This is a genomic window from Corallococcus exercitus (assembly GCF_003611585.1).
GTDB classification, from domain to species: Bacteria; Myxococcota; Myxococcia; order Myxococcales; family Myxococcaceae; genus Corallococcus; species Corallococcus exercitus.
Window position 1 is genome coordinate 1 of record NZ_RAVW01000447.1, and the last position, 7,509, is coordinate 7,509.

6 protein-coding genes are annotated in these 7,509 nt (G+C 69.7%); 2 read left to right on the top strand and 4 right to left on the bottom strand.

Annotated features, from left to right (window positions below; translation table 11 throughout):
* On the bottom strand, positions 1–726 hold a 726-nt coding region (locus D7W79_RS35260; protein ID WP_158617134.1), incomplete at its 3' end, for a DUF3943 domain-containing protein.
* Positions 727–979: 253 nt separating this feature from the next.
* On the opposite strand from D7W79_RS35260, the gene D7W79_RS35265 reads away from it, so the two are divergent.
* Positions 980–2,425: a lipase/acyltransferase domain-containing protein gene (locus D7W79_RS35265; protein ID WP_158617135.1), complete on the top strand. Its 1,446-nt coding sequence runs from the start codon at positions 980–982 to the stop codon at positions 2,423–2,425.
* A 34-nt stretch (positions 2,426–2,459) separates the two neighbouring features.
* On the opposite strand, the gene D7W79_RS35270 is transcribed toward D7W79_RS35265, so the two are convergent.
* Entirely contained in the window at positions 2,460–2,873 is a 414-nt protein-coding gene (locus D7W79_RS35270) for a hypothetical protein (RefSeq protein WP_147442209.1), read from the bottom strand.
* A gap of 131 nt (positions 2,874–3,004) precedes the next feature.
* Positions 3,005–3,409, bottom strand: coding sequence for a RidA family protein (locus D7W79_RS35275; RefSeq protein ID WP_120529708.1), 405 nt, complete (start codon positions 3,407–3,409; stop codon positions 3,005–3,007).
* A gap of 106 nt (positions 3,410–3,515) precedes the next feature.
* On the opposite strand from D7W79_RS35275, the gene D7W79_RS35280 reads away from it, so the two are divergent.
* Positions 3,516–4,424 carry a LysR family transcriptional regulator gene (locus D7W79_RS35280; RefSeq protein ID WP_120529709.1) on the top strand — a complete coding sequence of 303 codons (909 nt, stop codon included), beginning with the start codon at positions 3,516–3,518 and terminating at the stop codon, positions 4,422–4,424.
* A gap of 106 nt (positions 4,425–4,530) precedes the next feature.
* Here D7W79_RS35280 and D7W79_RS35285 read toward each other — a convergent pair whose 3' ends face one another.
* The gene (locus tag D7W79_RS35285; RefSeq protein ID WP_120529711.1) at positions 4,531–7,416 is read right to left on the bottom strand and encodes a YncE family protein; all 2,886 of its coding nucleotides are present in this window, start codon (positions 7,414–7,416) and stop codon (positions 4,531–4,533) included.
* Positions 7,417–7,509: the final 93 nt, after the last annotated feature.

The following is a 7,509-nucleotide window of genomic DNA, read 5'->3' on the forward strand; positions in this document are numbered from 1 at the left end:
GCCAGCGAAGTGGGCCGGCGTCCACTCGCGCGGCGTGGGCCCGACCCGCCACGCCTCGCCCCGGACGACCCGGCTGAAGCCACGCCCCGGATTGAGCAGGCCCGCCGCCACCTCGCGGCCACCCCGCTCCCAGCCCGTGGCACCGTTGTCCAGAATCATCGAGGACAGCCGGTACAGCACCTCGCCGACGGCGAGACCTCCGAGGCTGGTGTTGATGATGTCGTTGGTGGATGGGCGGTTGTTCTCGCCGAACACCTCCCACTGGAGGCTGCCGAAGAAGGTGAGGGGGGCGGCCTCCCAGTAGCTCAAGCCATTGTCGCGCCCGATGTTGTAGTAGATGCCGCCGTGGTACGGGTGGTCGAGCTGGTTGGCGGTGAACTTGTCCGCGTCCCACTCGAAGCCGCTCGTCAGGTTGCGCCCCCAGACCTCCGGGCTCACATTGGCCCAGTCGCGCTTGCGGATGAACCGGTTCACCGACCACACCGCCGCGTTCACCGCCGTCACCTCGCCCAACGCCAGCCAGATGTGCCGGCGCGGAGGCTCCTCCTCCTGGCACTCAAGAGCGGCTTCCCAGCCCGCATCCCCTTCGGCCCCAGGTGCGGGCTCCCGCCCGGCGAGCGGCGCATCCGCGGGGAATTCACGCGCCCGGGCGGGGAAGGCAGCTGCCAGCAGCAGCACCATCGCGACGTGGGCGAGGGCTGCCCGGCTGGCCCGCTTGGACCTCACGGCCATTGTCCCCAACACGCGGCCCGCCTCTCGTGAGCCGGAATGAGCGCCCCCGGCCCTCCATGCCGGGAAGCATGTCGGGATGAAGGGTGGGGCTGACCTGCCAGGGCGGCCATCGGCCCTGCAGCCGAAGGGGCCGTCGGCTGCGGAACGGTTGCTTCCTCTCTGCTCGAATCCCAGCGCAATGAGGGAGCCCGCCCCCCAGGGTGATGGTGCCCGCCAGAGGGGGCTCCCTAGCTTCGGCAGGGGGCCCATGCTGCTCAAGCAAGACTATTACGCCAACGAGGTCTGGCCCGGATGGCTCAATGACATCCGCAACTCGCCCCATCGCGCCATCTTCCTGCATGGGGTGACGGGCAGTGAGCTGTACGACCGGCAACGCCGTGACACCCTCTGGCTCGACACGGGCATCTGGCACGAGGTGGACAACCTCGCCTTCCTGGATGTCACGCCCCAGGGCGGGGTCGACGGCCCCGGGCAGTTCATCTACGCGCGCTCCACGGTCAACCTGCCTGTCTTCGGCGACTTCTACGCCGACTGCCTCTCGGGCATCGGGTGGGGCCGCTTCAACTTCGACTGGCGCGACGGCATTGGCATCGAGGCACAGCGGCTGGCGCTCTTCCTGCGGAGTCTGCGCACGGACGGGCAGCCGCTGCGCTTCGTCACCCACAGCATGGGCGGCTGCGTGCTGCTGCGGATGCTGGCCTCCACGCGTGAGTTCGACGACGCCATCGAGCGCATCGTCTTCTGCGCGCCACCCTTCTGGGGCGCCCTCAAGCCCCTCCGGGTCATCGAGGATGGCACCGGCACGCCCGCGGACTGGCTCATCGGCAATGCCACGCTGCGCCAGTCCGCGGCGAGCATGCCGGGGCTCTTCAACCTCCTCGTGGCTCCCCGCGAGTACTGGCCCACGCGCGTGCCCGGGCTGGACGCGACGCTGAAGTACCCCGTGCGCACCGGACAGGACCTCTACAGCGCCGGGTCCTGGACCAATCCCTACCGCCTCGATTTGCGCGACCCGCTGCTGCGCTTCTCATACAGCGGCTACCAGTTCACCCGCGTGCAGGCGCAGGACGTGGCCCAGCGCTTCGCGTCGCGCACCGTGGTCATCGTTGGCCTGAATGGGAAGACGGAATACGCGGCGCTCATGGGGCCGGGAGGCTGGACCCTCCACTCAGAGCCGCCGCCCGCGCAGGGCATGCTCTCCAACGGGGACGGCACCGTGCTCTTCCAGTCCTCGCTCCTGCCGGGGCTGCCTACCACCTGCTACCACGCCTACGTGCCCCCGGTGCGCGAGGACTCCCACAGCAACCTGGTCAACCTGCCGGAGGTCATCAACGCGACGCTCACGGCGCTCGCGGGAGACTCGCTGGCCTCCAGTGGCCTGGTGCCCTACGCGGACTTCGTCCACGCCATCGACTGGAGCCACGAGGCCGAGCAGTCCCCCGAGCCCGGCCCGACGGAGCACCTGGGCTACCTGGAGCGCGCGCGGCTGCGGGCGCGGCTTCCCCTGGCACAGTGGGGACCCTCGCTGGACCCGGGAGGGAACGACGACCGGCTCTTCCATGCCACGCGACAGTCCGCGTTCAAGGTGCTCCAGGGCGCGGACCTGCGCACGGAGGCCGGCCGCCTCGGAGTGAGCTACCGCTTCCTCGCCGACCACATCCGGGACCTGCTCCTGCCAGTGCTCTCCGGATGACCGCCGCATCCAGGGATGCGGCCTGGACGCGAGGTCAGAACGAGGCGTTCCACGTGAGCGCGGCGCCGCCGCGGGTGGGCGCGACGCCGACGTCCAGCAGCGCGGAGAGGGCGCGGTGGTCCCGCTTCCAGTCGACATAGTTGTTGTGGCGGCTGATGCCCACGAGCAGGAGCGGAACGCCCACGGCCGCCAGGGCGCCGCCGATGACCAGCGAGGTCCCAAGGCAGACGTCCTGGGTGTCCCGGGGAACCATGCTCGTCTTGCAGAGGGGGGAGGTCGCCAGGTTGACCGCCCCGATGCCGGTCATGATGCTGCCCGCGACGAGCATCCCCGTGCCCGTGGGGGGAGGCTTGCCGCCGGGCAGGTCGAGCCCGCGCTCCTGGGCGAGGGCGGGAGCCGAGGCGAGGGTGACGGCTGCGCTCACAACCAACGAGAGAGTCACGTTCATGTGACGACGAGAGCGCAGGGGCGCGCGAAACGTCAAGCGTACCCAGGTCACACCCCCCCACGGGGCGTGTCTGGCTTTGGGGTGATTTCGACCCGCGCGCACTGGCCGTATGGCTTGTCACCGGAAGCGGATCAGCCCACGACCGCGGTGGCTTCGATCTCGACGAGGACACCCGGCTCGAAGAGCACGGAGACCCCGATGAGCGATGCCGGCGCCGGCACGATCCCCAGCTCCTTGGAGACCTGCTCGATGCCGGCGAGGAAGTCAGGCATCAACTCATGCTTCCAGTCGACCACGTAGAAGGTGAGCCGGACGACGTCGCTGAACGTCGCCCCAGCCGCCGCGAGGGCGATGGCGACGTTGCGGTAGGCCTGCGCCACCTGTCCCGCCAGGTCCCCGCGCGCGACGAGCCGCCCCTGCGTGTCGTACGCGACCTGTCCCGCGATGTGGACCTGCCGGGTGCCGGTGGCGATCGCCACCTGCCGGTACACGTCGGGCTTCATGAGTCCATTGGGGTTGAGCAGGGTCACGGGCATGGAGGCGCTCCAAACGAGTGGGTGGATGCCGGGTTCGTATACCGGGCCCATTGACGAACGGCGTTCCCCTCTCCGGCGACGCGGTCGCTACAATGGAGCGCCAGCGATGAAACGCGCCCAGCTGGATGAGATCTTCGCCTTCATGGCCGTCGTGGACGCGGGCAGCTTCGTGGGCGGCGGCCAGGCCCTCGGCCTGACGCGTTCGGCGGCGGGCAAGGCATTGGCCCGGTTGGAGTCCCGCCTGGGGGTGCGCCTGCTCAATCGCACGACGCGGCAGCTGAGCCTCACCGACGAGGGCCGTGTCTTCCACGAGCATTGCCTGCAGGTCCTCGCGGCCCTGGACGACGCGGAGGCCAGCGTCGGGCAGCGCGCGGGCACGCCCCGAGGGGTGCTCCGGCTCACCCTGCCGGCCGCGTTCGGCAGACGTCAGGTCCTCCCCTTGCTGCGGGATTACCTGCGCACCTGGCCCGAGCTGCAGGCGGAGGTGAGCTTCACGGACCGCGTCTCGGACATCATCGAGGAGGGCTACGACCTGGCCGTGCGCATCAATGCCTCCAGCACCGATACGCGCCTGGTCTCCCGGGTCGTGGCCCGGCACCCGGTGTTCGTCTGCGCCGCGCCCTCCTATCTCAAGGCGCACGGCGAGCCCGGCACGCTGGAGGAGCTCGCGGCGCATGAGTGTCTGCTCTTCAGCAGCCGGACGCGACGGCAGCACTGGCGCCTGCGTGAGAAGGGCGGAGCCCCTGTGAAGGTGGAGGGACGAAGCCGCCTGCGGCTCGACAGTGGGGAGGCGCTCCGGGACGCGGCCGTCGCGGGACTGGGCATCGCCTATCTTCCCGGCTTCCTGGCCGACGAAGACCTGGCGAGCGGGCGGCTCAAGGCGCTGCTGCCCTCATGCGAGACGGAGTCCGTCCCCATCACAGCGCTCTACCCGAGCAGACGTCACCTGCCGGCGAAGGTGCGGCGCTTCATCGACCTGATGGTCGAACGATGGAGCGCGACCCTCCAGGCCTGAAGACAATTGTTTGACGTGGATGGGAGGAACTGTCCCGTGACGTGGAAAGCCCCGCCTCCCCGGGGGACCGGAGAGGCGGGGCAGGGGAGCCACGCGCTGAAGCGGGTTACTGGCCGTCGAGCCTGCCGTCCAGGTTCCGGTCGAGCGCGATGCGCGTGCCGGAGCCCGGGGGCACCGCGGTGAAGGTCACCTCCTGGCCCAGCGTGTTCGCCAGCGCGCGCAGGGCCGCGGTGGTGATGTTGGCGGTGCCGTCGTCGGGCTTCCACGTGCCGGCCGCGCGGTCGAACAGGAAGCCCTTCACGCGGGTGCCGATGGCGGCCTTCGCCACCAGGTCGGCCTCATACGTGGCGCCGCCGAGGATCTTCGACACGAAGGGTGCCTTCGCCCGAGCCATCAACAGGTCGATGCGCGCCCCCACCGCGGAGGCGTTCGTCGACGTGAGCGTCACCTGCTGACCGACGATGGGCGCCAGGTCCGAGTCCACCGCCATCATGTAGGCCTCCACGCCCCGGCGCTCGGTGTCGCTCCGGAAGCCCACCAGGGGGCCGCCGACGCTGTTGTTGGCGAAGACGATGGCGCTGAAGAAGCGGAACAGCGTGTCCACCGCGCCGTCGTGCGTGAAGCCGAAGCCGCGCACCTGGTCGCCCGTGGGCCCGGTCTCCGAGTGCTGGAAGAAGCTGCTGTCCGGGAAGCCGAACATGCCGACCTTCGTGTACATGTTGCGCACGTGGGGAATCTTCATGATCTGGCTGATGCCCTCGAAGCTCGAGCGGCCGTCGGTGCCGAAGAAGCCCTGCGACGCGTCGATGGCGTGACAGCCATTGCAGTTGAAGCCGGTGTTGGTGCCAATGGCCAGACCGTCCACGCGGCGGCTGCCGAAGAAGAAGTCGCGGCCGGCCGCCTGCGTTGAGGTGAGCGAGTTGTCCAGGTTGCGGATGGGGTTGGGCGGCAGCTGCACCTGGAGCTGGAAGTTCGTGAACTTGTTCATCTCCGCTTCGGTGGGCATGTCCGCGCGGCCGAGCAGCCCGGGGAAGGCGACGATGAAGTTCTTGACCGACAGGGCCTCGTCGTACGCCCCCGCGCCGAAGAAGCCCGTGGACCGGTCCCCGCGCCAGTGCATGGCGCCCGAGGTGGACATGCCGCGCAGGGTCTGCGTCGTCATGGGCCCCTTCATCGGGTGGAAGGAGTTCTGGTTGCCGGTGCCGTTGACGTCCGAGCTCGGGTGGCCGGTGAGCAGACGGAACGCGCCAATCTCCAGGCTGCTCGCCAGACGCTTGTCGATGGCGTTGGTGGTGACGGCGTCATCCGGGTTGCCCAGGTCCCACGCGAGCTCGTCCTTGTCGCCGAAGACGTGGCAGCTGGCGCAGGACGCCTCGCCGTTGGCCGAGGAGAAGGTCGCGTCGTAGAGGAACGGGCGCCCCTGCACGACGGAAGGAGGCTCCGGGTTGTAGAGCGCGGCCGAGGCCACCTGGCTCTTCGTGGCCAGGTCGATGACCTTCACCGCGTTGTCGAAGCGGGTCATCACGTAGAGGCGGTTGCGCGCCTCGTCCAGCACCAGGCCGCTGGGGCCGCCGCCGCTCACCGGGATGTAGTTGGCGCTCGCCGTCCGCGGGTTGAAGGTGTCCGCCTCCAGCGCCGCGGTGTCGAAGACGCCGACCTTGCTGGAGCTGAACGCGGCCACGTACAGCTTCGCGCCGTCACCCGAGATGGCCATCTCCGTGGGGGTGGAGAGGCTGTGGTCGCGGGCCGTGGGGTCGAAGCCGGGGGCGCCGGCCAGCTTCGAGTAGTCCAGGTGCTTGTTCAGGTGGCGCGGCGACACCGTCGTCCCCTTGATGACGGTGATGCGCATCTTCGCGATGTTGCCCTGCACCGTGCTGCCGCCGAAGACGCCGGGGCCCTCGAAGCGGGTGAGGTTGTTGGCGTCGCTGTTGGTCGCGTACACCGCGCCCGTCTTCGGGTTGGTGGCCAGGTTGAAGACGGTCGTACCCACGCCCGTGTAGAACGCCTTCTGCTGCAGGCCGTCCGCGTCGATGGCGAACACGTCCTTGTCCGGCAGGTTGAAGCGCACGCCGTTGTTCCAGTTGCGGCCGAGCGTGTCCTCCCAGCGGCTGGTGGCGCTGTTCCACTTGACGATGAGGCCCGTCTCCGGCGCCTTCGCGCCCGCGGCGTTGGTGGACGGCCCGGGCAGGCCGCCCAGGAAGAGGTTGTTGCCCCAGGGGAACGTGTCCGGCTGGACCAGGCACACGCCCGCCTCGCCGAAGCCGTTGCACACGCTGTCCATGTTGATGGTCGTCGTCCGGTTGCCGGACTGCGCGATGGCCGCGTACACCGTCTTCTTGTCCGGGCTGACGGCGAGCGCGCGCGGCGTGTCGCCGAAGAGCGTCAGGATGCGCACGGGCGTGCCGCCCAGCGTCGTCCCCAGGGCCGCGGGGTTGAAGACCCAGAGGTCCGCGCGGCCCACGCCCGGCGTGGTCAGCTGCGGGTCGCCCGCGCCCGGCACGGAGGCAATGGACGGATCCGTGCGGTGCTGGCCGCGGTGCGCGGTGGAGATGAACGCGTAACCGTTGGCGCCGGCGAACACGACGTCGCGAGGCTCGTCGCCCACCAGCAGCGTGCGCACCACGTGCGGTGTGCCGCTCACGCTCACCACGCTGATGCTGTCGGACAGGTGGTTGACCACCCAGACCTCGGTGTTGCTGCGCACGGCGACGGAGACGGGCTCCAGGCCCACCGGCACCTCCGCCACGAGCGACAGGCCTCCGCTGGTGACGTTGAAGACCTCCAGGCGGTTGTCCGGCGTGTTGACGGCGAACAGCTTCGTGCCGTCCGGAGAGAGGGCCAACGGACGCACGTGCGCGCTCTCGAACTCGATGAACGCGGGCGCCTGGGCCGCGGCACGGGATGAGACGAACAGCGACACGGCGGCGCACAGCAGACCGGCTCGGGCGCGCCACCGGTTCTTGCTCAGGGCCACCTGCGGGGGACGGATCATCGGGAACTCCTGGGTGAGCAGGTAAGAGCTGCGCACTCGGGATTAACAGTGGGGGCCGCGACATCGCCCCCTCCGAAGGGAGGGGGCGGGGAG